This window comes from Nonomuraea sp. NPDC049152 (assembly GCF_040648355.1).
Classification (GTDB): domain Bacteria; phylum Actinomycetota; class Actinomycetes; order Streptosporangiales; family Streptosporangiaceae; genus Nonomuraea.
In genome coordinates this window covers 1-20,293 of record NZ_JBEZDO010000015.1, presented here as the reverse complement: position 1 = coordinate 20,293, position 20,293 = coordinate 1, and the positions used below count along the sequence as shown (strand labels likewise).

General features: G+C 67.1%; 22 protein-coding genes and 1 pseudogene. 10 read left to right on the top strand and 13 right to left on the bottom strand.

From position 1 onward, the window contains the following. Positions 1 to 23 precede the first annotated feature (23 nt). The 6 genes from AB0B45_RS25975 to AB0B45_RS25950 all read left to right on the top strand — a co-directional run bounded on the left by AB0B45_RS25975 (position 24) and on the right by AB0B45_RS25950 (position 4,835). Positions 24 to 1,898, top strand: coding sequence for a CocE/NonD family hydrolase (locus tag AB0B45_RS25975; RefSeq protein ID WP_358135201.1), 1,875 nt, complete (start codon positions 24 to 26; stop codon positions 1,896 to 1,898). Positions 1,899 to 2,276: 378 nt separating this feature from the next. Further along, positions 2,277 to 2,924 (top strand): DUF998 domain-containing protein, encoded by a 648-nt coding sequence (locus AB0B45_RS25970; RefSeq protein ID WP_358135199.1) that lies wholly within the window; start codon positions 2,277 to 2,279, stop codon positions 2,922 to 2,924. Positions 2,925 to 2,956: 32 nt separating this feature from the next. Then, complete coding sequence (locus AB0B45_RS25965) at positions 2,957 to 3,142, top strand: hypothetical protein (protein WP_358135196.1); 186 nt, start codon at positions 2,957 to 2,959, stop codon at positions 3,140 to 3,142. A gap of 9 nt (positions 3,143 to 3,151) precedes the next feature. Beyond that, positions 3,152 to 3,505: a hypothetical protein gene (locus tag AB0B45_RS25960; protein WP_358135193.1), complete on the top strand. Its 354-nt coding sequence runs from the start codon at positions 3,152 to 3,154 to the stop codon at positions 3,503 to 3,505. A gap of 178 nt (positions 3,506 to 3,683) precedes the next feature. After that, positions 3,684 to 4,223 (top strand): dihydrofolate reductase family protein, encoded by a 540-nt coding sequence (locus AB0B45_RS25955; protein WP_358135190.1) that lies wholly within the window; start codon positions 3,684 to 3,686, stop codon positions 4,221 to 4,223. A gap of 6 nt (positions 4,224 to 4,229) precedes the next feature. Beyond that, positions 4,230 to 4,835, top strand: a complete 606-nt coding sequence (locus AB0B45_RS25950) for a DUF998 domain-containing protein (RefSeq protein WP_358135187.1) — start codon at positions 4,230 to 4,232, stop codon at positions 4,833 to 4,835. 43 nt (positions 4,836 to 4,878) lie between these two features. Here the strand turns inward: AB0B45_RS25950 and AB0B45_RS25945 are convergent, their stop codons facing one another. The 7 genes from AB0B45_RS25945 to AB0B45_RS25915 all read right to left on the bottom strand — a co-directional run bounded on the left by AB0B45_RS25945 (position 4,879) and on the right by AB0B45_RS25915 (position 11,879). Continuing rightward, complete coding sequence (locus AB0B45_RS25945) at positions 4,879 to 5,526, bottom strand: substrate-binding domain-containing protein (RefSeq protein WP_358135184.1); 648 nt, start codon at positions 5,524 to 5,526, stop codon at positions 4,879 to 4,881. A 62-nt stretch (positions 5,527 to 5,588) separates the two neighbouring features. Continuing rightward, positions 5,589 to 5,759 (bottom strand): LysR family transcriptional regulator, encoded by a 171-nt coding sequence (locus AB0B45_RS25940; RefSeq protein ID WP_358135181.1) that lies wholly within the window; start codon positions 5,757 to 5,759, stop codon positions 5,589 to 5,591. 12 nt (positions 5,760 to 5,771) lie between these two features. After that, the gene (locus AB0B45_RS25935) at positions 5,772 to 6,659 is read right to left on the bottom strand and encodes a LysR family transcriptional regulator (protein ID WP_358135178.1); all 888 of its coding nucleotides are present in this window, start codon (positions 6,657 to 6,659) and stop codon (positions 5,772 to 5,774) included. Positions 6,660 to 6,671: 12 nt separating this feature from the next. Beyond that, positions 6,672 to 7,556 (bottom strand): LysR family transcriptional regulator, encoded by an 885-nt coding sequence (locus AB0B45_RS25930; RefSeq protein ID WP_358135175.1) that lies wholly within the window; start codon positions 7,554 to 7,556, stop codon positions 6,672 to 6,674. A 224-nt stretch (positions 7,557 to 7,780) separates the two neighbouring features. After that, on the bottom strand, positions 7,781 to 8,863 hold the full coding sequence (locus AB0B45_RS25925; RefSeq protein WP_358135172.1) for an integrase core domain-containing protein: 1,083 nt from the start codon (positions 8,861 to 8,863) through the stop codon (positions 7,781 to 7,783). A gap of 920 nt (positions 8,864 to 9,783) precedes the next feature. Then, positions 9,784 to 10,161 carry a hypothetical protein gene (locus AB0B45_RS25920; protein WP_358135169.1) on the bottom strand — a complete coding sequence of 126 codons (378 nt, stop codon included), beginning with the start codon at positions 10,159 to 10,161 and terminating at the stop codon, positions 9,784 to 9,786. An 845-nt stretch (positions 10,162 to 11,006) separates the two neighbouring features. Next, positions 11,007 to 11,879: a sigma-70 family RNA polymerase sigma factor gene (locus AB0B45_RS25915; protein WP_358135166.1), complete on the bottom strand. Its 873-nt coding sequence runs from the start codon at positions 11,877 to 11,879 to the stop codon at positions 11,007 to 11,009. Between the two features lie 82 nt (positions 11,880 to 11,961). Here AB0B45_RS25915 and AB0B45_RS25910 point away from each other — a divergent pair, with 82 nt between their 5' ends. From AB0B45_RS25910 to AB0B45_RS25900, 3 genes are all read left to right on the top strand, one after another. Then, positions 11,962 to 12,306 (top strand): VOC family protein, encoded by a 345-nt coding sequence (locus tag AB0B45_RS25910; protein ID WP_358135163.1) that lies wholly within the window; start codon positions 11,962 to 11,964, stop codon positions 12,304 to 12,306. Positions 12,307 to 12,465: 159 nt separating this feature from the next. Further along, the gene (locus AB0B45_RS25905) at positions 12,466 to 12,915 is read left to right on the top strand and encodes a DoxX family protein (RefSeq protein ID WP_358135161.1); all 450 of its coding nucleotides are present in this window, start codon (positions 12,466 to 12,468) and stop codon (positions 12,913 to 12,915) included. 93 nt (positions 12,916 to 13,008) lie between these two features. Next, on the top strand, positions 13,009 to 13,929 hold the full coding sequence (locus AB0B45_RS25900; protein ID WP_358135158.1) for a DoxX family protein: 921 nt from the start codon (positions 13,009 to 13,011) through the stop codon (positions 13,927 to 13,929). Between the two features lie 18 nt (positions 13,930 to 13,947). Here the strand turns inward: AB0B45_RS25900 and AB0B45_RS25895 are convergent, their stop codons facing one another. The 6 genes from AB0B45_RS25895 to AB0B45_RS25870 form a co-directional block, all read right to left on the bottom strand. After that, positions 13,948 to 14,343 (bottom strand): transposase, encoded by a 396-nt coding sequence (locus tag AB0B45_RS25895; RefSeq protein WP_358135155.1) that lies wholly within the window; start codon positions 14,341 to 14,343, stop codon positions 13,948 to 13,950. A 110-nt stretch (positions 14,344 to 14,453) separates the two neighbouring features. After that, positions 14,454 to 15,266, bottom strand: a complete 813-nt coding sequence (locus AB0B45_RS25890; RefSeq protein WP_358135152.1) for a type II CAAX endopeptidase family protein — start codon at positions 15,264 to 15,266, stop codon at positions 14,454 to 14,456. An 84-nt stretch (positions 15,267 to 15,350) separates the two neighbouring features. Then, positions 15,351 to 16,817 carry a cytochrome b N-terminal domain-containing protein gene (locus tag AB0B45_RS25885; RefSeq protein WP_358135150.1) on the bottom strand — a complete coding sequence of 489 codons (1,467 nt, stop codon included), beginning with the start codon at positions 16,815 to 16,817 and terminating at the stop codon, positions 15,351 to 15,353. Continuing rightward, the gene (locus AB0B45_RS25880) at positions 16,814 to 18,103 is read right to left on the bottom strand and encodes an FAD-dependent oxidoreductase (protein WP_358135147.1); all 1,290 of its coding nucleotides are present in this window, start codon (positions 18,101 to 18,103) and stop codon (positions 16,814 to 16,816) included. Before AB0B45_RS25880 ends, AB0B45_RS25885 begins: the two co-directional genes overlap by 4 nt. 60 nt (positions 18,104 to 18,163) lie before the next feature. After that, a complete protein-coding gene (locus tag AB0B45_RS25875) occupies positions 18,164 to 18,664 on the bottom strand; it encodes an SRPBCC family protein (RefSeq protein ID WP_358135144.1) in 501 nt (166 codons plus the stop codon). A gap of 89 nt (positions 18,665 to 18,753) precedes the next feature. Further along, entirely contained in the window at positions 18,754 to 19,575 is an 822-nt protein-coding gene (locus tag AB0B45_RS25870) for an NAD(P)H-binding protein (RefSeq protein WP_358135141.1), read from the bottom strand. Positions 19,576 to 19,679: 104 nt separating this feature from the next. Between AB0B45_RS25870 and AB0B45_RS25865 the strand changes: the two are divergent. Beyond that, positions 19,680 to 20,189, top strand: a pseudogene (locus AB0B45_RS25865) (sigma-70 family RNA polymerase sigma factor); the annotation flags it as partial. Positions 20,190 to 20,293 lie beyond the last annotated feature (104 nt).

Sequence of the window (20,293 nt, the reverse complement as noted above, 5' to 3'; positions counted from 1 at the left end):
TTCACCATCTACAAGGGATACCCATGTCTAACTCACAGCGGCGAGGCTTCCTCTCCGCAGTCGCGCTCGCGGCCGCAGTCGCGATCCCGTTCACACTCGCCGGCGCGTCCGCCGTGTCCGCGACGGCGGAGCCGAAGATTGATGTCTCCGGCGGGGTCACACAGCCCGTCTTCTCCTACCAAGACGCCATCCGCGAGCACGTCCGGGTGCAGTCGCCGGTCGACAGCGACGGCGACGGCAAGAAGGACCTGGTCCGGGTGGACATTATCCGGCCGAAAGAAAGCGATTCCGGGCTCAAGGTCCCGGTGATCATGCACCAGAGCCCGTACTTCGACCAGCCCGGCGCCGGCTTCGAGCTGGATCACAAGAAGTACGACGCCAACGGGAACCTGACGAAGTTCCCGCTGTTCTACGACAACTACTTCGTGCCGCGTGGGTATGCGTTCGTGTCCGTCGACGTGATCGGCACCAAGCTGTCGGAGGGCTGCCCGACCACCGGCGGCCCCTCCGACGTGCTGGGCGGTAAGGCGGTCATCGACTGGCTCAACGGCCGGGCGAACGCCTACGACGACAACGGCGCTCCGGTCAAGGCCTCCTGGAGCACCGGCCGTACCGGGATGATCGGCCATTCGTATGAGGGAGGGCTCGCCATCGGCGTGGCCGGTACCGGGGTGCGGGGGCTGGAGACGATCGTGCCGCTGGCGGGACCCAGCAGCTGGTATGACATGTGGCGCGCCAACGGCACCTTGACTGACTTCAAGGGCGGCCAGGAATACATGGCCAAGTGGATCGATGAGGATCCGGACGCCACATGCGCGGCGGCGCACCGGCGCATGACCGAGGGCTCAGACGACGCCACCGGCAACTACAACGCCTACTGGCGCGAACTCGACTACCGCAACGGGCCGATCTCCAAGGCGCGCAACGTCCGCGCCAGTGTCTTCTCGGTGGTGGGGATGCAGGACCCCAACGTGATGGGCAGCCAGTTCTCCCAGTGGTGGGCCAAGCTGCCCCGCACGGTGCAGCGCAAGGCGTGGGTGACCCAGTACGGGCACCTGGACCCGTTCTGGGCCCGCCGCGAGGTGTGGGTCAACACCCTGCACCAGTGGTTCGACCACGAACTGATGGGCGTGCCCAACGACATTATGCGCCAGCCCCGCGCCGACGTGCAGCTCGGCCCGGACCGGTGGATCACCCAGGCCGACTGGCCCGCACCCGCGGCGCGGCCGACGACCCTGCGGCCGCAGCAGGACGGCTCCCTGGGCCGCAAGCCATCGACCGGAACCGGCGGCTACATCGACACCCGCCAGAGCGAGACCGCGACGGCCACCGACCCGGCCACCGTCAACCCCGACCGGCTGGCCTTCCTGACCCCGCCGCTGAAGAGCGCGACACGCCTGTCGGGCACACCGTCGGTGAGCCTGCGCCTCAAGCTGGACAAGCCCACCGCCAACCTGGGCGTCATGCTCGTCGACTACGGCACCGACACCCGCATCAACCACAGCGAAATCGGCGAGAATCCGAATCGCGCGTACGGCTTCAAGTTCCTCGACAGCAAGGACTGCGTCGGCCAGGGAACGGCCGAGGACGACGGCTGCTACCGCAGGGCCGTCGACAACACCGTGACATCCGGCTTCCACGTGGTCACCCGCGGAATCATGGACGCGCAGAACCACACGTCGCTGAGCCGCCAGACGCCGCTGCGGCCGGGCAGGCCGTACCAGATCACCTGGGACATGCTGCCGCAGGACTATGAGTTCAAGGCCGGGCACCGGCTGGGCCTGGTGCTGACCGGAACCAACGCCGACCTCGGCAGCGCCGAACCCGGCACCGGGACCAAGGTCACCGTCGATCTGGCCGGCACCTCGATCTCACTGCCCCTGGTCAGCGGCAAGTAGCACGACACGAAAGAAGGCGAAGCGATGAAGAACACCAAGGTTTTGCGGCGAGCGGCGCCTCGCTGAACTACGTCGACGACGCGGCAAGATCCCTGTCGGGAAAGTTCGCGGAGCCGTTGAACAAGCTCGTCAAACAGGTGTTCTGCGACGACCAGGCCGACTAGGCCGAGCCGTACGCCGTATGGGTGGTCGCCTCATGGCCCGTGCATGAGGCAGGGCGCGAACCGGGCCACACCGAGCTCGTTGAGCTCGGCGTGGCCCGCTTGCGTACGCGGCCTCCGAACTTCGTCCCACCGGCAGCACGCGCCTGCCGGGTCGCGTTCCCTGTCACATCGCGTGGACGACGCGTAGACAAAACCACGAAAGGAAACCGGAAACGTGACCACCACCATCACCCGCGGCAACACCTCCACCCGCACGCTCCTCACCGCCGCGGCGGCCGCCATGCCCGTCTGGAGCGTGGTCGCCCTGGCGCAGGCGTTCACCCGCGAGGGCTTCGACCTGGTCCGCCACCCGTTCAGCCAGCTCGCCACCGGCTCGCTCGGCTGGATCCAGATCACCAACTTCCTGATCGTCGGCTCGTTGCTCATCGCCGGTTCCTTCGGCTTCCGCACGGCCTTGTACGACAAGCCGGGCGGCACCTGGGTGCCGCGCCTGACCCGGGTCGCCGGTATCGGAATGATCGGCGCGGGTGTCTTTGTGATGGATCCCGGTGACGGCTTCCCGGTGGGCACGCCGGCCGGTCCGCCGGCGGCGATGAGCTGGCACAGCGTCATGCACATGGTGGCCGGGTCGGTGACATTCATCGCGTTCGCCGCGGCCTGCTTCGTCCTCGGCCGCTACTTCGCCCGCACCGGCGCCCGCGGCATGGCCGTCATCTCCCGCCTGGCCGGTGTGGCCGTGATCGTGGGTGACGGCTGGGCGATCACCGGCGGGCCCGCGGGCTCGGTGACGCTCGCCACCGGAGTCATGATCGCGATGGGCTGGATCTCCCTGGTCGCCGCCCACCTCCGCATGTCCGCCTGAACCGCACACCATGTCACCCCCAGGGAGAAACCATGAGGAAGATCGTTGCCGAGCCGCTCGTCTCGCCGGACGGCGTCGCGGAGTCGCCCGAGACGCGGCACTTCCCCGCCCTGAACGAGGAGGTGAGCGCAGCGGTCATGGCGATCCAGGCCGAGGCGCACGCGCTCCTGCTGGACCGGGTCACCGACGAGTCCCGCGCCGAGGTCTGGCCCCACTAAACCGGCCAGATGGCGGCGGCGTACTTCACACACGTGATGCTCCTGCCTTCGCTGGCCGGTCGGCGGCCCGCCGCACCTCAGCGCGGTCGGGCTGCGCACCGGAACCGGCGCGACCTGCCGATGGACCCGAGCAACGACAAGTGGCTGGCCACCAGTGTGGAGGTCCCCAAGCTGCTCCTCGCCTTCGCCCCAGGCCCGGGCACGATGATGCACCAGGACATGATCGACTGGTGCGCCGCCAATATGGCGAGCCTCGAAATCCGGCAGTACGAGCTGATCGCGGGACACCACACCCCCGAAGACCACCCCCAACTGATCGCCGATGCGATCGCGACCTGGGCCGACGCTCACACACTCCGATAGCTCCGGCCCTTCGCACACCCAGACCGCCCTGCGCTTGGAGCGTGCCGAGCACCTCCTGCCGCAGGGGCGCAACCACCGAAGTCGCCGCGCGCGAGGCGGCCTTCGGGGACACCAGGACGCTGCGCGGACTCTGAGCCCGCGCGGCGTCGCCAGAAGAAGATCCATCAAGGAGATACTTATGAGCCGCAAGATTGTGGCCGGGCAGTACATCTCGCTCGACGGCGTTGTGGAGGCGCCCACCGAGTGGCACTTCCCCTACCTCAGCGACGAGATGGGCGCCGCCCTCGGCGAGATCTCGGCCGAGGCCGACACCCTGCTGATGGGCCGCACGACCTACGAGGAGTTCGCCTCCGTCTGGCCGCACCAGAGCGGTGAGCTGGCCGACCAGCTCAACGGCATCCGCAAGCTGGTCGCCTCCACCACCCTCACCGAGGCCGGCTGGCAGAACTCGACCGTGATCGAAGGCGACGTCATCGCCGCCCTCAAGGAGCTCAAGGAGCAGCCTGGTAAGAACATCAACGTCACCGGCAGCATCACGCTGACCCACACGCTGTTGCGGGCCGGGCTCATCGACGAGCTGCGGCTGCTGGTGCACCCGATCGTCGTGGGCACCGGGCGCCGCCTCTTCCCGGAGGGCACCGGCCAGGTGCCGCTCAAGCTCACCCGATCGGTCACCTTCGGCACCGGCGTGCTCGACCTGACCTACCAGCCGGCCTGACCGGCGATGACGAGAACGCTCCTGGCCTGCGGCATCGTCGCGGGTCCGTGGTTCCTGGGCGTCGCGCTGGTCCAGGGGCTCACCCGTGAACCCTTCGACTTCACCCGCAACGCCATCAGCCAGCTCAGCCTCGGTGACCTGGGCTGGATCCAGGTGACCAGCTTCGTCATTACCGCCTGCCTGGCCCTCGCCGCCTCCATCGGGCTGCGCCGGGCACTGAACGGCGGCCCCGGCGGCACCTGGGCTCCCCGGCTGGTGGCCGTGTTCGGGGCGTCGTTCCTGGCCAACGCGGCGTTCAGCGCCGATCCGGGAGCGGGGTTCCCCGACGCCGGCCATCAGGCGGCCGTGCTCAGCACCACCGGCGCCATCCACATGGCGGGCGCCATGGTGGGTTTCCTGTCGCTGTGTGCGGCGTTCGTGGTGATGGGCCGGCACTTCGCCGCCCGGGGTGAGCGCGGGTGGGTGATCGCCTCCCGACTCGTGCCGGTCGGCGTGCTGGCCGGGTTCGCCGGGTCTTCGGCCACCGTGATGGCGTTCACCGCCGGAGCGGGGCTGGGGCTCATCTGGCTGGCCGTGGCGTCAGCCAGAGTGCGCGCCACCGTCAACGCATAAAACGGCGGCCGGGCTCCGACGGGAGCCCGGCCGCTTTCGTGTGTCAGAGGGGGCCGAGGTCGCGGACGATCTCGGCGAACGCGCGGATCATGCCGTTCTCCGCCTCACCGCGCCAGGCCAGGCCGTAGTCCAGCGCGGCCATGTCGGGGATGGGCCGCCAGTCCATGTCCGGCCGATTCCAGTAGCGGCTCACATGCACGGGGAAGACGTTGGCGATCTCACCGGCGCTGATCAGGGTGAAGATGTCGTCGACGTTCTCGATCACCGCGCTGCGCTCGATGATGTTGCCCCTGGGTGTGTGCCACGGTGTGTAGCTCTCGGCCCAGTAATCGGGGATGTGCTTGCCGCGTGCCACCTGGAAGTCGCCCAGCATCTCCACGGAGGCCGAGGAACGGCCGGCCAGCTCATGATCGACGGAGACGGCCAGCACCCGCCGCTCGGCGAACATCTTCGGCCCCACGATCAGGTCAGGCTCCAGCGCGGGCAGCCAGGTGAGCAGCATGTCGACCTCGCCGCGGCGCAGCCCGGCGAAAGGTTCGACGAACGGGGCGTGCCGCAGGCGCAGCCCCCGCTGCGGGTGCCGGGTGCGGAAGGTCTCCCAGTAGCGGCGCAGGTCGTGGGCGTTGGCCGGGATCATGCCGATGCGCAGCTCACCCGTCTTGCCCTGGGCGGCCAGCCTGGCCCGCTCCATGCTTTCCTTCAGTCCCCGGTAGATCGGGGCCAGATCCCGCCGGAGCTGCTCTCCGGCGGGTGTCAGCCGGACGTTGCGGCTGTCTCGGTAGAAGAGCTCGGCGCCGATGCCGCGTTCCTGCTTTTGATCGCCTGGCTCACTCTCGCCACCGAGACGAACAGGCGCTCGGCGGTGCGGCCGAAGTGCAGCAGGTCGGCCAGGGTCAAGAAGATCTCGATATCACGCAGTTCCACGACGTCACCGGCTCACAACTGCAGCGGCGCCAGGTCCCGTACGACCTGGGCGAACGCGCGGATCATGTCGTTCTCCGCCTCGCCGCGCCAGACCAGGCCGTAGTCCAGCGCGGGCATGTCGGGCATGGGCACGTGGACGAGGTCCGGGCGGGCGAAGTACCGAGCCACGTGCGCGGGAGACGCATTGATGATCTCACCCATGCCGAGGAGGGAATAGAGCTCGTCGTTGTTGGTGACCACCGACCCTGGCTCGATGCGGTTGCCCTCGGGGGTCTGCCGCGGCGTGTATGCCTCGAGCCAGTAGTCAGGGGCCGGTTTGGCGAGCGGGAGCGGGAAGTCGCCGAGCATCTCGAACGTGGCCCTGGTACGGCTGGCCAGCTCGTGGTCGACCGTAAGCGTCAGCACCCGCCGGTCGGTGAACATCTTCGGCCCCATGATGAGGTCGGGCTCCAGCACGGGCAGCCACGTGAGCAACATGTCCATCTCGCCGCGGCGCAGTCCGAGGAAGGGGTCGACCCAGGGGGCGATCCCCAGGTGAAGGCCCCACTGCGGATGCCGGCTACGGAAGGTCTCCCAGTAGCGGCGCAGTTCATAGTTGTTGACGGAGATCGTGCCGATGCGCAGCACGCCGGTCTTGCCCTGGGCGGCCAGCCTGGCCCGCTCCATGCTGTCCTTGAGTCCCTGATAGATCGGCGCCAGGTCCTGCCGCAGCTGTTCACCGGCGGGCGTGAGCCGGACGTTACGGCTGTCGCGGTGGAACAGTTCGGCGCCGATGGCGCGCTCCTGCTTCTTGATCGCCTGACTCACCCGCGCCGCCGACACATGCAACCGCTCAGCGGTCCGGCCGAAATGCAGCAGCTCGGCCAGGGTCAGGAAGATTTCGATATCGCGCAGTTCCACGACGTCACCGGTTCACAGGGGCAGGGGGCCCAGGTCGCGCACGACCTCGGCGAAGGCGCGGATGACGTCGTTTTCGGCGCTGGTGCGCCAGATGAGTGTCATCTGGAGTGGAGGCGCGTCGTGGATGGGCACGTAGGCGATGTCCGGCCGCGTGTAGTAGCGGGTGGCGCGCAGGTGTCCGGGGGTGACCGCCTCGCCGGTGGACAGGATGGGGAGCATCTCCTCGGTGTTGGTCACGATCGGCCCGATCGGGATCGGCCGCCCTCTGGGAGTCCGCAGCGGCACCAGCGCCTCACGCCAGTAGTCGGGCTTGGCGCCGCCCATGACGACCTCGTCGCCGAGGTCTTCCAGCGAGATCGATTCGCGGTCGGCCAGGCGGTGATTGGCCGACATGGCGAGCACCGCGGAGTCGGTGTAGACGAGGGGGCCGACGGTGAGGTCAGGCTCCAGGACCGGGAGCCAGAGGATCGCCACGTGGAGCCTGCCGTCGCGCAGGGGCCCGAAGGGGTCGCCGAAGCCGATCGTCCGGAACTGGGGCTCGTAGCCGGGATGGCGGGCGGTGAACGCCTCCGTGATCGGGCGCAGATCCTGGGCGTTGCTGCTCAGCAGGCCGATGCGCAGCACGTCGGTCTTGCCGCGGACGGTCAGCCTGGCCCGCTCCATGCTGGCCTTCAGGTCCCGGTAGACGGGGGCGAGGTCGTCGCGCAGCCGTACGCCGGCGGGCGTGAGCCGGACGTTGCGGCTGTCGCGGTAGAAGAGTTCAGCGCCGATGAGGCGTTCCTGTTTCTTGATCGCCTGACTGACACGGGCGGCCGATACATGGAGCCGCTCGGCGGTACGGCCGAAATGCAGCTCTCCGGCCAACGTCAAAAAGATCTCTATATCGCGCAGCTCCACGTTTCCTCCCCTCGAATCTCGTCATTCGGAGGAGAAGAGTGACATACGCGCATTGTTCTCCGCAAAACAGACGCCTCCCGGAGTGAGCGACCCCGGGAGGCGAACAGCCAGGTCATCAAGCGTGGCCGGGTTTATGCGTGTCCAGATCGGCCCGGAGGTTGACCGGGAGCGGCACTCCTTCTCGATGCGGAACTCTGTGTGTGCCGAAAATTCATCCGCCCAGGTCAAGCAGCATGCCGGTACTCCCTGAGGACACCACCCAGACGATCATGTCGGCGGACATCAAGCCGAGCGACCTGGGCTCGGTCGGCGCCCGGGCCGGGGAGCGGAGCAGCCTGGCGGAGAGTCCGGTGTGGCCGGTGTTCGTTGTAGAACGTCTCGAACTCACGCAGGGCATGCAGAAGGTGGCGCCGGTTCCAGATCAGGGTGCGGTCCAGCAGTTCACGCCGACAGGTCAGGATCCACCGCTCCATGATCGCGTTCATCTGCGGGATCCGGATACCGGTCGTGACGACCCGAATCCCGGCATCGGCCAGCACTTCATCGAAGGCCGCGGTGAACTTCGCGTCGCGGTCGCGGATGAGGAATCTGGCGGTGCTGCCCGCTTCCTGCAGGTCCATGACGAGGTTCCGGCCGAGCTGGACAACCCACTGCCCCGTGGGGTGAGCGGTGACACCAAGGATCCGTATACGCCGCGTGGCGTGCTCGATGACGGCGAAGACGTACAGCCGTGCCCCGGTCAGGGTATGGACTTCGAAGAAGTCGCACGCCAGCAGGGCCTCCGCCTGGCTGCGCAGGAAATCGGCCCAGGCGGTGTGCTGTCGCTCGGGCGACGGGTCGATGCCGTGACCTTTGAGGATTTCCCACACGGTGGAGGCGGCGACCGTGACGCCGAGCGCGACCAGCTCGCCGTGGATACGCCGGTACCCCCAGGAGGGATTCTCCCGAGCCAGGCGCAACACCAGCAGGCGAACGGAGGAGATGGTGCGCGGGCGCCCTCGACGCCGGGGCATACAGGCTGCGGCGTGGCGGCGCCGCAGCAGGTCGCGGTGCCAGCGCAGGATCGTATCCGGGCGCACCAGCAGTGCGAAGTGCCGGAGCCTGTCTCCCGGCAGGCGGCCAAGCAGCCCGGCGAGCACGAAGCGGTCGCCGGAAGTGAAGACGGGCTTGGCCACCTGGCGCTGCAGGATCGTCAGCTGATGCCGCAGCACCAGGATCTCGATCTCCTTGTCACGATCGCTTCCCGACAGCAGCCGTAGGAACGCGAAGACGGTCGTCGCGGTGAGGTAGACCAGACGTAGCAGCACGACAGATCATCATGCTGCGACGGTATAGACCTCACGACCCCAAGACTCGAGGTACGTGATCATCAGCCAGCGCTCTGACTTGCGCGGATGAATTTTCGGCACCCACAAGATGCTGGAAGCGGTGCTGTCCCGCGTCCATCGCCTCCAACAGATCAGCTGCATCCCGGCGAGCCAGGAGCGCTCCAAGTGGGCGTAGTGCCAACGGCAGGAAGCCACATCGTTCCGCTAGCGCAAACAAGAGACCATCATCTGCGGCGAAATGCCTCCCGCTGCGACTGGCTAGCAGAGCCACCGCATCGGCTGACGGCAGGCGCTCGAGCTCCAATCGCACAACGGCCTCTAATTCGTCCAAGCTATCCCGACTGGTGATCAAAGTAAGACAGCGTGGCGCCTCACCCGGTAGTAGAGGTAGGACCTGCTCGACAGTGTGAGCGTTGTCCAACAGGAGCAGTACTTGCCGCTCAGCCAGCCACGCCCGCCATATTTGCGTCTTATCCTCCAAATTCAGCGGGATATCAGAAGCTCTGAATCCGGCCAACCCAAGCCACGTCGCTAGCACCTCCCCTGGATCACGTGGCATGGCGCCAGGGGTAAACCCGTGCAGATCGATTTCTAGCCGAGCGTGGGGAAACTGTGAACTCAACTGTATGGCCAGTGCACGCGCCAGTGCCGTCTTTCCAGCCCCAGCCATTCCGTGCACCGCCAAGACCACCAGTGAAACACCGCGCCGGAATGCTGCTCCCACCGCAGAGGCTAGCTCGGTTCTTTCCTTCTGGCGTCCGATTATCTCTAGCGGCGGAGTCAACGTAAACAGCGCGGTCTTAGGTCGCTGGGCCGCCTCATGGATGTGCATAACACCGCGACCAATGTTGTATTGTCGGGCCTCGTCGAACGCCTGAGCCTTTACCTCACCAGTTGAGTCACTGCTCATCTGATGGACCAAAGGATACATCCATCACGCCCTGGCCAAGATTAGCCTGCTGGGCGCGGTCGAACGCTTGGGCGTTAACCTGTCCCACCCTTGGCGCTGTTGCCGAAGCATGCTCGTCGATAAAGATCACCAACTCCCGCAGTTCCGCCTCCCGATGAGGATCGTCCTCCAGGAGGTCCACCAGACGCGTCCGCCACGCAGCCGTGTTGCGGGCCCGAATATGATGCGCTGAGTCACTGGCTGCAGCCGTAAGTTCTGCCCGGCTCCGCTCCAGTCGCTCTTCGTAACGCTCCACCTGCTGGACGTCTCCTCGCCCGAGAAGCTTGGCAAATTTGGCTTTGACTTCCTCCCATGCATCGGTGGTCATAGCCGACACCAATGCAGTCCCTGCCATGCCAGCTAACGCCGCTAAGGCCTCCCCCACCATGACGAACTGATCCTCCTTTGTTTGTGATCTCCGCTTCTCGTACTCTACATAGAGCTTCCATGCAGCGGAACCACCTCACGTCATCCCGCATTAGGACTGTGGCTGTGCTGAATTTTGTAGGGGCCACAATGTAACCACTTCGATCAAGTGGACCCATTGGCGGAATGCACAAAGCTGAAGGGGGCTCCCCACGTCTGGCAGTTCTCTCGGTTTTAGGCACGTCACTTAGGTAGACGTTCGAAGGTACCCTTGGCGGGCTATATGGGGCGCCGCGGCCTCAGCTTCCAACGCCGAAACCATGCGGTCGACATCCGGAATGATCTATGAACCGAGCGATGCAATCTCCTAGGCTGATGCCGTGGCTTCCCAGGACTCCCCGCTTCACAAGGCTGCCCGACTCTATTTGGAAGGCACCCGAACTGGAGGAGGACGCCGTCAGCGCTGCTCAGGTCATGGAGTGCGTGGAGGACGACGACTGGGAGACGGCCTTCATCCTTCTCGAAGAGCTCAGCGATGCTCGCCCGCAGGCGCCCGAGTTCTGGAGTCTGCTGGCCGAGGCCGCGCGGCTGGTATGGCTCCGTGACGATGCCGCCTGGTACGCGTGGCGGAGCAGTGAGGCCCAGAATGGTGTCTTGCGGGCCGTGGACGCGGGCGCCGGTGGCACCAGGCCGTCGGCTGCGCTTGAAGGCAGTGCGCGCCCAGATCCGCTCAGCGCGCATGATGGCCAGCCGGGCGTTGCGCCGAACGACCACCGCCCGCCAGTCGGGCAGCCGCACCGTTGTTCGTCAGTCTTCAATGATCACCAGGTGGAGTTCGTGGAGGCGCTCAGAGTCTGCAATCAGGTCGATTTCCGTGATCCTCCCACCAGAGATCGTAAAACCGAACACCACGCGTGGCCGGCCGCCCGCTGCCCATATGGCTCCAGCAACTCCGTCGATCAGCGCAAGTCGCGCGATGCGGGCGCGGCCGGAGAAAGTCTCGGCTACCGCCGAGGCGCCGTGGACCAGCCCGGATGCGCCCACGAGTACGGCTGTGCGATCGGCGCGGAGCACGACGTCCGGGTCGAGCAACGCGAGCAACGCGTCGAAGTCGCCGCCCCGTGAAGCTGCGAGGAAGGCGCCCACGATCTCCCGCTGACGAGGCAGGTCGATGTCACACCGTGGGGCCGCTCCTTGGACCCGGCGGCGGGCTCTACTGGAGAGCTTCCTGGTCGCGGCCGGGGAGCGGTCCACGATAGGGGCAATCTCTTCGAACGGTACGGCGAAGACGTCGTGCAGCACGAATGCCAGCCGCTCGGCGGGAGCCAGCGTGTCCAGCACCACCCGCATCGCCAGCCCGATCGAGTGGGACAGGAGCGCTTCCTGCTCGGGGTCGCTTCCTTCTTCGCTGCCTGCCGGATTCGCGACCGCCCTTTCCAGTGGGTCTTCGCGGAGGGTGTTGCGTGAGCGCAGCATGTTCAGCGATACGCGGGCGACAATAGTGGTCAGCCACCCGCCCAGGTTCTCCACTTCACTGGTGTAGGAGCGGTTCAGTCTCAGCCAGGTTTCCTGGACGGCGTCGTCTGCCTCACTCACCGAGCCGAGTAACTGGTAGGCCACCGCCTGCAGGTGACCACGGTGCTCCTCGAATCGGCCGGCCAAAAACTCGGACTCAGTCATCGGTCACATTCCTTCATCGCCGCGTGTCATATCTATGACCAACGCAAGAGCGCTGATGTGACAGCAACAGGAGAAGTACGTCATGACCAACGGCGTCAAAACGATCATCTATCCGGTCAAGGACCTGGCCAAAGCCAAGGCCATATATAGCGCGCTGCTGGGCGTGCAGCCCTACATGGACGAGCCGTATTACGTCGGTTTCTCCGTCGAAGGCCAAGACCTCGGCCTGGACCCCCAGGGCCACAAGAAGGGGATGACCGCGCCTGTCGCCTACTGGCACGTCGATGACATCAAGGCCGCCGTGCAGGGGCTCCTCGACGCAGGTGCCCACGCGTTGCAGGAGGTCAAGGACGTCGGCAAGGGCAAGTTGATCGCTTCGGTGACGGATCCGGACGGCAACGTCGTCGGCCTCATCCAGCCGGCCTGAAGAACGCGAGCCACCTCCGTCATGCCGAGTGGCATGACGGAGGCAGCCGTGGCCGTGCCCCTGGCCGGGCGGATGCCCGGGCCGAGCGGCGCAGGACGCGCCCGCTGCACGCGTCCCCGCCGATCCGTCCCCGGAAGACTCCATTGGAGGAAAACGATCATGTCCACTCGTGTGTGGCCACGACGGCTGCTCACCGCCTTCTACTGGTTCGTGGCCTTCACGTTCATCGTGGGCTTCGCCACCAAGTTCTGGCCCGGCCCCACCTTCTTCGGCCCGCCGTACTCGGTGAAGTTCGTCGAGTGGGGCTACCCGTCCTGGTTCCGGTTCGTTGTCGGCGCCATTGAGGGTGTCTGCGCAGTGTTGCTGGTCCTTCCCCGCAAGCGATTCAAGTTCCTCGGCGCCGCCGCCCTGATACTTCTCCTCACCAGTGCGACCACCACGCACATCATTGCCGGCAGCGAACTGTACGAGCGCGTCGCGGCCCCCATCAACCTGGTGATCATGGTGATCTTCGCCCTGCTGAACTGGCCGGCTGATTGGCGAGATCTCCTGCGCTCTCGGGAGCCGGCCGCGGCAGATGCCACCCGGTGCGGGTCCCAACGCGCGTGAGCTGCCCGGCACGCCGTCCTGCAGCGACCAGGCCGCTCAGCAGCTCTCATCTCATCGCCTCATTCAGTCAGACTGATCAGGAGACACCCGCCCATGACTGAAGTCTTCGGCTCCGTCATCAACCCACGCGTTCGTACCATCATCTATTGGATCACCACCTTGATCATCGCCGTAGAGTCGGCGGTCGGTGGCGTGTGGGACGTCCTGCGAATCGACTACGTTCGCGACGTCTTGGAACAGCAACTGGGCTACCCGTGGTATGTCGCCGTCGTCCTGGGCCTGTGGAAGATACCGGGCGCGGTGGTGTTGGTCGTCCCGCGCGTTCCCCGGCTTAAGGAATGGGTCTACGCGGGCGCGATATTCGTCTACACGACTGCCGCCGTATCCCACTTCTTCGTCGGCAACATCGGCATGGGCATCGGGCCGCTCGGCTTCGCCGCCATCACGATGCTCTCCTGGGCGCTGCGACCGGCCGCCCGCCGTAATCCCACACCCTATTCCCCGACGTTCGCCCGCTTGATGCCGGGCGCGCCGCCGAGGAACAGGGTCACGACGATCGCCTACTGGGCGACCACGCTGAGCTTCACGGGAGCGTTGCTAGCTGGTGGCGTGGCCGACTTGATTCATCGTCCAGAAACCGTCGGCGGCATGGTGGCCCTGGGCTACCCCGGGTACTTCCTGTTCATCATCGGTTTCTGGAAGGTGTTGTCCCCTGCAGCGATACTCTCGCGGGGATTCGGCCGGCTCAAGGAATGGGCCTACGCGGGCGCGTTCTTCAACTTCTCCGGCGCGGTCATTTCCCACCTGGTATCCGGCTCCGAGTGGTACCACGTCGCCTATACGTCGCTCTTTACCTTCTGCACCCTCGCTTCCTGGGCGCTTCGCCCGCACAACCGCGTCCTTGGTGACCTGTACCCCCAAGTGCCCATGGATCCGATTTCGCGTGATGGTGCCGCCTCCAAACGAGCGGACGCGGTCGTGTCCTCGGAGCGGAGTAATAGCTCAACGAGGTAGGCATGCCGCGGGTTGATCTCAGGCGGCCTTGGCGGTGGATGCCAGGACCGGGTCGTGGGACTGGTGGAGCAGGGCGCGGCGTAGGGCCTGCAGCGTGCGCAGGACCGTGCTGGTCATGGTGAAGCCGCGCCAGCCGCGGGCGGCCCGGTCCAGGACGGCCCAGACCAGATAGACGCGGGAGGACTCACCGTGAAAGCGACCGATGACCTTGACGCGGCGGCGGGTCTCGCCGAAGGTGCGCTCGATGGAGTTGGAGCGGCGGATGCGGTTGTGATGTTCGGGCGGGAAGCGCTCGCAACCCGCGCGGCGCTGACCGGCCGCCCGGACGGTGCGTTCGCCCGGCTTGCGGCCGACCTCATCGACGGCGATCAGGATGTGAGCGCGCTTGTGGGCGTCGACACCAATATCGATCAACTGTGCCTCCTGTGACCGTATGCAAGGGGAATGGGGTCGAGGCCAGACGGCGGGCAGGCACGCCCAAATCGAACTGAAGCCACACCGGACGGCTGGACTCCCAGGGCCGCCTATAGCCACCGGTTATGGCCACCCGACTGGGTGTCCTCGCCGCCTTCGGTGGATCGGCGCGACTCGCCGACGGGCGAGAGCGCGCCGCTCAGCATCACAGCCGCAGCGACGAGCGTGGTGACCAGCGCGGAGCAGGCGATGAGGACCTCGCCCGCGGCGTAGCCGGGAAGCAGCGACGGCACCACGTTCAGCATGGCGTGGAAGACGATCGCCGACAGCACGCTCGCGCCGGTTCTGGTGTAGAGCCAGACGATGATGACCCGCGCCGCCACCGCGCCGAGAAACCACCAGGCGATCCAGGCGAGGGAGCGGCCAGCCTGGAACAGCGGCACCACGTGCCAGGCGCCCCACACCACGCCGAGGATGAGACCCGCGCCAAGCGGGCCCCACCGTTTCCGCAGGGGGTCGGCAGCGTAGCCCATCCAGCCCGCCTCCTCACTTGCAGCGGCCAGGAAGAACACCGCGAACAGCAGCGGGGCGGCCAGCGGCGACGCGTGCTCGCCTTCGAGCGGGCCGCCCAGCAGGGCCAGCCCGTAGGCCGACAGGTCGACGGCGGGCACCAGCACGAAAGCGGCGGCCAGCCAGGGCGTCCGCCGCATGCCCATGACGGCGAACGTCCTGCTCAGCAGCCGCCGCGTCGCGCCCGGCCCCTCGCGCCGCCGCAGCAGGATCGCGGCCGCGACCAGCGGGCACGGGAACATCAGCGCGCCCACCGGCAGGTTCATCGGGGCCCCTGGAAGATCGCCCATGAACGCTCCCGCCACCCAGAACGGCACGGCGAGCGCGAAGACCAGGGCGAAGAAGCGGACCATGTCGTGCGCACTCCTAGAGATTCGGGCGTCGGCCAGGTGTCGTGACCCCTGCCTGGTCAACGTCGATTGAGCCGTCGCACCGCTTCACCCGCTGTTCAGCGAGTCCACATCCGGTTCACGGCGTTTCACGGCGCCAGGGGCGAGCAGTAATGCGGCTTCCTCTTCGGTGACGGGCCGTTCGATCTCGGAATAGCTGCCGTCCGCGCTGCGGACGATGACACCGGTCTCCACCCCGTGCGTGACGGCGTGCCGGTCGCGCTCCTGGAGGCCCAGGCAGATGCGGTAGGCGATCAGGTAGCCCAGCACCGGACCCGCGAAGATCGCGACGCGGAAGAACCACGTGGTGGCGTACAGCGAGACGCCGAAGGCGGAGGCCAGGACGTCGTTGCCGCCGGCCGCCCAGAGGATGCCGTAATAGACGATGCCGGCGACGCCGAGTCCGGTGCGCCACGGTACGTCACGTGGCCGGTCGAGCAGGTTGTGTGCGCGGTTGTCCCTGGTGAAGCGACGCTCCAGCATCGGGTAGACGGCCAGGCCGGTGAACAGCAGGCCGGGAGCGATCAGTGCGGGGATGATCAGACTAAGCGACAGGGTGTGGTCGAAGACGGTGATCTCCCAGCCGGGCATGATGCGCAGCGCGCCCTCCAGGAAGCCCATGTACCAGTCGGGCTGCGAGCCTGAACTGACCACGCTGGGGCGCGCGGGGCCGTACAACCAGATCGGGTTGATCTGGAACAGCGTGGCCAGCAGGGCGACGACCGCGAACGTGAACAGGAAGAACGCCGTCGTCTTCGCCAGGAAGGCCGGGAAGAACGGCGCCCCCCTGACCACCCGGTTGGACAGGCCCTTGGCCCTGAACTGGGTGTGCGTCTGCCGCCAGGTCAGCACCACCGCGTGCAGCGGGATGAGCGCCAGCAGCAGGCCCGGGATCAGCAGCGTGTGGATGCTGAACAGGCGCGAAATGATGTCATCGCTCGGATACTCGCCGCCGAACAGGAACATCGCGATGTGGGTGCCCACCAGCGGGATCGACAGGATGACGGCGTGCAGGATGCGCAGTCCGGCGCCCGACAGCGCGTCGTCGGGCAGCGAGTAGCCGAACAGCCCGTTGAGCAGCACCAGCGTGAACAGCACGACGCCGATCAGCCAGTTCAGGTCGCGGGGTTTGCGGAAGGCGCCGGTGAAGAAGTTGCGCAGCATGTGGATGCAGATCGCGGCCAGGAAGACCAGCGTGGACCAGTGGTGCAGTTGGCGCATCAGCAGCCCGGCGCGCACGTCGAAGCTGATCTCCAGGCTGGAGGCGTAGGCCTCGCTCATCACGACCCCGCGCAGCGGCACGTAGGAGCCGTCGTAGATCACCTCGGTCATGCTCGGCTTGAAGAAGAAGGTGAGGAAGAGGCCGGTCAGCAAGACGATGAGGAAGGCGTACAGGGCGATCTCGCCGAGCAGGAAGGTCCAGTGGTCGGGGAAGACCTTCCGCATCGCCTTGTTCAGCCAGCCCCCGCCGCCGACCCGCTCGTCCAGCGCCCTGGCCAGCCCACTTGCCTTCATCGTTTCTCCTGGGTGAGATTCAGTGGCCGCATCGACACGGGAGCCAGGTAGCGCGGGGCGCGCCGGCGCGGCAGCAGCGCGCCGACCAGCCAGTCGTGGACGATTGCCCTGCGATTGGCCGGGATGGTGAACAGGCGGTAGGCGCGGGTCGCCGCTTTGGCCGCGATGCCGGAAAGCGGGATACCCAGTGGGTCGGCCGCCGCCTGCCAGCCGCCCAAATCCACGGTGACGCCGCGGTTGTGGTGCCGGTAAGGCTTGCGCCTGCCGTAGCCGAGTGATGCGGCGACGTTGCGGGCGGCCAGCCTGCCCTGCCGTACGGCGTGCCGGCCGCTCATCGGGGTGATCTTGCCGGGTCTGGTGAGGTCGGGGACGGCTGCGGCGTCCCCGCAGACGTAGATCTCGGGGTGGCCGGGCACGGCGAGGTACTCATCGACCCTGATCCGGCCCTGCTCGACCGTCGGCCCGAGCCCGTTGATCAGCGGATCGGGGCGAACCCCGAAGCTCCAGACGATCGTCCGGGTGGGGACGAACTCGCCGTCGGTCAGCCGTAGCCCACCGGTGGTGACCTGTCCGACCGAGGTCTGCGTCCGCACGTCCACACCGCGTCGCCGCAGCACTCGCGTCGCGGTTCTGGACAGGCGGGGCCGCATGTCGGGCAGCAGCTGCTCGGCGGGCTCGGCCAGGATCCAGCGGATCGGCTGTTCTCGCAGCCGGGGGTAGCGGCGGGCGATCGCTGTGGAGATGAGCTGCCCGGCCGCGGCCACCTCAGTGCCGGTGTGTCCCGCGCCGGCCACGACGAACGTGCAGCGGGCGGCGCGTTCGGTGGCGTTGTCGCTGGTGGCGGCCAGGTAGAGCTGACGCCGGATATGGTCGCGCAGGTGGAGGGCCTCGGCGAGGTCGTGGAAGCCGAAGCTGTGCGGCGAGACGCCAGAGACCGGGCGGACTTTGCTGACGCTGCCGACGGTGACGATGAGCCGGTCGTAGGCGAGCCGGCCCGCGGATTGGTCGGCGTCGATGTAGTGGACGCGCCGGGAGCCGGTGTCGATCCGGTCGACGGTGCCGAGGACGACTCGGACGTCAGGCAGCGTGCTGGTGAGCGGTACCGTGACCCGGCTCTGATCGAGGTTCCCGGCGGCCACGTCGAGCAGCAGGGGCAGATGGAGCGTGAAGTCGGTCGGGTTCACCAGCACCACCTCGGCCCTGTCCCGCAGGCGGCGAGACAGCGCGGAAGCGGCGCGGTATCCGGCGAGGCCGGCTCCGACGATCAGGACACGTGGCGGCGACATGGGGTGTCAGTCCAGGAGTGGGGAGCGGGACACGTCGTGTGGATCACGGGATGCTCGATCTCACGCAGCCTGGTGAGCGTCTGACTCGGGGAGGTTCGTTTCGAGGAGCGTCTTGAGCTCGGCCAGGAAGCGCGGCCAGCCGTTGGTGACGGCCTCCAGTACGGCGCTGCCGGGCTCGAAGTCGTCGTGGACCACGGTCAGCTTGACCGTCTCCCCGAGGTCCTCGATGTCGAAGGTCACCTTGGAGCGGCGCTCGGCGGAGAACCTGGCCAGGAGTTCGTCGCTGAACCCGCTGACCGTCGCCCACTCCGGCGTGAAGGTGTGCCAGGTGTAGGAGAGCCGCTTGCAGGGATCGGATTCGAGCACGACCTGGGCCGCGTCGGCGATCGTCACGTCGTGCTCGGGGTAGCGCACGGTCACGGTCGAGCCGGGCTTCCAGTCCGACTCGAAGACCAGCCCGTTCCAGCAGCGCTGGGTGAAGGCCGGGTCGGTCAGCCCCTGCCAGACGCGCTCCGGGGTGGTGTGGATATAGGTCGTGTAGACGAACTCAGGCTTGCTCATCGAGGTGTCCTCCAAAAACTCGGTCAAATCGGACAGTGCGTGGATTCGGGCGCCTCCCCGGCGCGTGGATGAGGTGTGAGGGGGGGCGATCAGCGCTTGGTGGCGGACCGGTTCGGGCGCTGGTCGCCGGCCGCGACGGGATCGGTGCGCTGGTGCAGCCGCTCGGACAGGAAGTCCTCCCAGGTCCGCTTGCCCACCGTGGCCCCCTTGACCGTGAGGTTCTCGCCGGCCCGGTAGGAGCGGCCGGCCTTCCCCGGCATCCGTACCGTCATCATCAACCGGCGTTTGCCTAGCGCCCGCAGGTATCCGCGGGCCAGCTCCTCCATCCCGTACACCTTCGGCCCAGCCAGGTCGGGCACCAGGCCGGCCGGCTCGCCGAGGGTCAGCTCCACCATCCGGGCCGCCACATCGCGTGCGTCGACCGGCTGGAAGCGGAGTCCGCCCGGGACAGGCATCACCGGCAGCTTCGCCATCGCCTGCACCATCTTCAGGACAGAGTCATGGAACTGGGCGGCACGCAACGTCGTCCACGGCAGGCCGGAGTCGGCCACGGCCTGCTCCGCGCCCAGTTGGGCCCGGAGGTAGCCCAGCGGGACCCGGTCCGCCCCGATGACGGAGATGTGCACCAGATGCCGCACACCGACTCGTGACGCAGCCCGCACCAGGTTCCGGGCCGCCTCGTCATCGCCCTTGGGCCCGCCCGCCAGGTTCACGACGATCTCGGCCCCGTCCACCGCTGGCTCGATTCCCTCACCCTTGATCAGGTCACCGCTCACGTACTCGATGCCATCCACGGGCTCGCGGACGCGCCGGCTGAGCAGCCGCACTGTGCAACCGGCATCCAGCAGGAGCGGCGTGACGAGACGCCCGAGCGTGCCCGTGCCACCGGTGAGCAGGATGGATGACGTCATGGTTTCTCCAGACAAGTTCGGTCGAGGAGTCGGTCTCCCGGTCACATCGACTGCGTTTGGGGGGTCTATCTAAAAGACACACCGCGAGGAAGGAATGTGACACGGTGGATGAGCGCGAATGGCTGGCAGTGCGTTTCGAGGAGCATCGGACACGTCTGCGGGCAGTGGCCTATCGGATGCTCGGCTCGGTGAACGAGGCCGATGACGCGGTGCAGGAGGCGTGGCTGCGCGTGGGCCGCGCCGACATCAGCAGCGTGGAGAACCTCGATTGGTGGCTGACCACGGTAGTGGCGCGCGTGTGCCTGAACATGCTGCGCTCACGCGAGAAGCGGCGGGAGGACCCCCTCGACGTCCATATGCCGGACCCGATCATCACCTTCGAGGACGGGGTCGATCCCGAGCACGAAGCGTTGCTGGCCGACTCGGTCGGTTTGGCGCTGCTGGTGGTGCTCGAGACGCTGTCGCCGGCCGAGCGGCTCGCGTTCGTGCTGCACGACATGTTCTCCGTGCCGTTCGAGGAGATCGCTCCGATGATCGAGCGGTCCCCTACCGCGGCCAGGCAGCTCGCGAGCCGCGCCCGCCGCCGGGTCAAAGGGGCCGCCCCGGTGCCGGACGCCGATCTGAGAGTGCGTTACGCGAGCCTCTGCCCGTGATGCCGCAGTGTGATCGAGGGGATTTGTAGCGTTACCGCCAATAGGCGGGTCCGGGTGTGCTGGGA

Excerpts from the sequence above, each read along its gene's own strand:
- AB0B45_RS25900 (WP_358135158.1), top strand. The coding sequence starts at position 13,009 with ATGACTGAAGTCTTCGGCTCCGTCATCAACCCACGCGTTCGTACCATC.
- AB0B45_RS25880 (WP_358135147.1), bottom strand. The coding sequence starts at position 18,103 with ATGTCGCCGCCACGTGTCCTGATCGTCGGAGCCGGCCTCGCCGGATAC.
- AB0B45_RS25945 (WP_358135184.1), bottom strand. The coding sequence starts at position 5,526 with ATGGAGCGGGCCAGGCTGGCCGCCCAGGGCAAGACGGGTGAGCTGCGC.
- AB0B45_RS25870 (WP_358135141.1), bottom strand. The coding sequence starts at position 19,575 with ATGACGTCATCCATCCTGCTCACCGGTGGCACGGGCACGCTCGGGCGT.
- AB0B45_RS25920 (WP_358135169.1), bottom strand. The coding sequence starts at position 10,161 with ATGACCACCGATGCATGGGAGGAAGTCAAAGCCAAATTTGCCAAGCTT.
- AB0B45_RS25975 (WP_358135201.1), top strand. The coding sequence starts at position 24 with ATGTCTAACTCACAGCGGCGAGGCTTCCTCTCCGCAGTCGCGCTCGCG.
- AB0B45_RS25910 (WP_358135163.1), top strand. The coding sequence starts at position 11,962 with ATGACCAACGGCGTCAAAACGATCATCTATCCGGTCAAGGACCTGGCC.
- AB0B45_RS25885 (WP_358135150.1), bottom strand. The coding sequence starts at position 16,817 with ATGAAGGCAAGTGGGCTGGCCAGGGCGCTGGACGAGCGGGTCGGCGGC.
- AB0B45_RS25890 (WP_358135152.1), bottom strand. The coding sequence starts at position 15,266 with ATGGTCCGCTTCTTCGCCCTGGTCTTCGCGCTCGCCGTGCCGTTCTGG.
- AB0B45_RS25960 (WP_358135193.1), top strand. The coding sequence starts at position 3,152 with ATGGCGGCGGCGTACTTCACACACGTGATGCTCCTGCCTTCGCTGGCC.
- AB0B45_RS25950 (WP_358135187.1), top strand. The coding sequence starts at position 4,230 with ATGACGAGAACGCTCCTGGCCTGCGGCATCGTCGCGGGTCCGTGGTTC.
- AB0B45_RS25965 (WP_358135196.1), top strand. The coding sequence starts at position 2,957 with ATGAGGAAGATCGTTGCCGAGCCGCTCGTCTCGCCGGACGGCGTCGCG.
- AB0B45_RS25915 (WP_358135166.1), bottom strand. The coding sequence starts at position 11,879 with ATGACTGAGTCCGAGTTTTTGGCCGGCCGATTCGAGGAGCACCGTGGT.
- AB0B45_RS25875 (WP_358135144.1), bottom strand. The coding sequence starts at position 18,664 with ATGAGCAAGCCTGAGTTCGTCTACACGACCTATATCCACACCACCCCG.
- AB0B45_RS25905 (WP_358135161.1), top strand. The coding sequence starts at position 12,466 with ATGTCCACTCGTGTGTGGCCACGACGGCTGCTCACCGCCTTCTACTGG.
- AB0B45_RS25955 (WP_358135190.1), top strand. The coding sequence starts at position 3,684 with ATGAGCCGCAAGATTGTGGCCGGGCAGTACATCTCGCTCGACGGCGTT.